We start from the raw sequence: 2,292 nt of genomic DNA on the forward strand, positions 1-2,292 counted from the left end.
GCCTGGTGAAGCTGGGCACGACGCAGGCGCAGCGCCGGCTGTTCTTCAGCCTGGCCCGCACCCGCCGCGAGCTGGAGAAGCTCGGCGGGGAGGGGAACATCGTCGACGCCGAGGAGATCGCCCAGAAGCTGAACGTGAAGGCCTCGGACGTGCGTGAGATGGAGCAGCGCATGGGCGGCCGCGACCTGTCCCTCGATGCTCCGATCGGCGAGGACGGCGACTCCACCCACCTGGACTTCGTGGAGTCCGAGGGTGCCTCCCAGATCGACGAGGTCGCCGACCGGCAGGAGGCCGATCAGACCCGCGCCCGCGTCCGCCAGGCGATGTTGCGGCTGGATCCGCGCGAGCGCTTCATCATCGAGCAGCGCATCATGGGCGACACGGAGATGACCCTGAGCGAGCTCGGCGAGCACTTCGGCTTCTCGCGCGAGCGCGCTCGTCAGCTGGAGATCCGCGCCAAGGACAAGCTCAAGGCCGCTCTCACCGAGCTGATGGCCGCGGAGACCGCGGGCCTGACCGCCCTCGCCGGGTAGGCCTCGCGGCGGTCTGCTTCACCCCTCCTCGAAGCGCTGAGGAGGCCGTGCCAGCGCGCGCTCCGCGGAGAGCCGCGCCTGATCGAGCGCGTCGAAGCCGCGCTCCAGCGTGGTGGGCGTCACCGGCGGCAGGTTCGAGGTGACGACGTACACGGGCACCTTCCGCGCCTCCAGGATCGACAGCTGCAGGCGGAAGTGATCGTGCCGCAGCGCCGCCGAGGCCGTCGCCAGCCCCTGTGCATACACGAGCGGTCCGCCCAGCACCTTGCGAGTGCGGCTGGGCAGGTAGTGCACGAGGATGGCATCCAGCTCCTTGCCAGCGGCGCTGTCGCTCAGCGCCAGCGCGGGCGCCTTGTCCACCAGCCCCCCGTCCCAGTAGTGGCTGTTGCCGATGGGCACCGCCCGGAACAGCCCCGGGTAGGCACACGTGGCGTGGACGCAGGGCGCCAGCTCGCCCGAGGTGAACACGTCGTGCGTGCCCTCGGTGAGGTTGGCCGCCACCAGCAGCAGCGGGTGGGGCAGCTCCTCGAATGAGCGCACCGGCAGGTACTCCTCCAGCAGCTTGCGGAAGCGCTCGCCCTTGAGCAGGCCCGTAAAGCCGTGACCGCGCCGCACATCCATCACCGCGCCGATCGGATCCGGATCCCAGAAGTTCTTCCGCGTCTGCTTCAGCAGCAGCTCCTCGAGCTTGCGCAGCGACATGCCCGCCGCGGCGAAGGCCGCCACCATGCCTCCCGCGGAGGTGCCCGCGTACGCCGTCGGCCGGATCCCCGCGGCCATCAGCCCCTTGAGGAAGCCGGCGTGCCCATAGAAGCCGAAGTAGCCCGCCGAGAGGACGAGCCCAATGCGTTTGCCTTCGAGGTGTTGGTGCAAGGAGGGAGGGGGCATGCGGCCCACATAGACGAGTGGCCCTCGAGGGGCAACGCATTGCGTCGGGGAATCCCCTTGGCGGCCATGGGTGAATCGATATATGTTGATGCACCGATATGGATGTCCTCTCCCAGTCCTTTCGCGTCCTTGGGGATGCAACACGGCTGCGGATCCTGCGCCTCGTGACGCAGGCGCCGCTGAACGTGACGGAGCTGGTGTCGCTGGTGGGAGTGGCGCAGTCCTCGGTGTCTCACCACCTGGGCAAGCTCAAGGGCCTGGGCCTCATCCGCGAGGAGCGGCAGGCCGGCTACAGCTACTACTCGCTCGCGCTGGAGCAGGAGGACGAGCGCTGGCCGCTCATCCGGCTGACGCAGGAGGCCGAGGATGAGAGCGGCGACTCGGCGCGGCTGAAGGATCTGCTGCGCGCGCGCGAGGATCGCCAGGCCCTCAACGAGCGGCTGCTGGAGCCCGGCCAGTCCTGGTTCCTCTGGGCCGGGGCGCTCGCCTCGCTGCTGCCGGCGCTGGATGTGGCGGACTTCGGCTGTGGCACCGGCACCCTGTCCGTGTCCATTGCCCGCTGGGCTCGCCGCGTCTGGGCCATCGATCAGAACCCCGAGACGCTCGCCCAGGCCAAGGAGCGCGCCGCGCGCGAGGGCCGCACCAACATCCACTTCCTGTGCGAGGACCTGCACCGCCTGTCGCTGCCGGGCGGAGAGCGCGATCTCGTCGTCATCTCCCAGAGCCTGCACCACGTGGAGTCCCCGGGAGCGGTGCTGACGGAGGCCGCCCGGCTGCTCAAGCCCGGCGGCAGGCTGGTGGTGCTGGAGCTGATGCTGCACGAAGAGCGCTGGGTGCTCGAGCGGCTCGGCCACAAGCACCTGGGCTTCGC

Annotated in this window: 3 protein-coding genes; 2 read left to right on the forward strand and 1 reads right to left on the reverse strand. The window is 69.9% G+C overall.

The window, feature by feature from the left end:
• Positions 1–533 (forward strand): sigma-70 family RNA polymerase sigma factor (locus VD972_RS42290; protein ID WP_324995223.1); only part of this gene is annotated, 533 nt, incomplete at its 5' end.
• 18 nt (positions 534–551) lie between these two features.
• Here the strand turns inward: VD972_RS42290 and VD972_RS42295 are convergent.
• A complete protein-coding gene (locus tag VD972_RS42295) occupies positions 552–1,421 on the reverse strand; it encodes a patatin-like phospholipase family protein (RefSeq protein ID WP_324995226.1) in 870 nt (289 codons plus the stop codon).
• A gap of 98 nt (positions 1,422–1,519) precedes the next feature.
• Here VD972_RS42295 and VD972_RS42300 point away from each other — a divergent pair.
• Positions 1,520–2,292, forward strand: a 773-nt coding sequence (locus tag VD972_RS42300; protein ID WP_324995228.1) for a metalloregulator ArsR/SmtB family transcription factor, incomplete at its 3' end; no start/stop codon positions are given.

Source organism: Hyalangium sp., from assembly GCF_035629615.1.
GTDB lineage: Bacteria > Myxococcota > Myxococcia > Myxococcales > Myxococcaceae > Hyalangium.

Coding starts and splice junctions, on each gene's coding strand:
- VD972_RS42295 (WP_324995226.1), bottom strand. CDS start 1,421: ATGCCCCCTCCCTCCTTGCACCAACACCTCGAAGGCAAACGCATTGGG.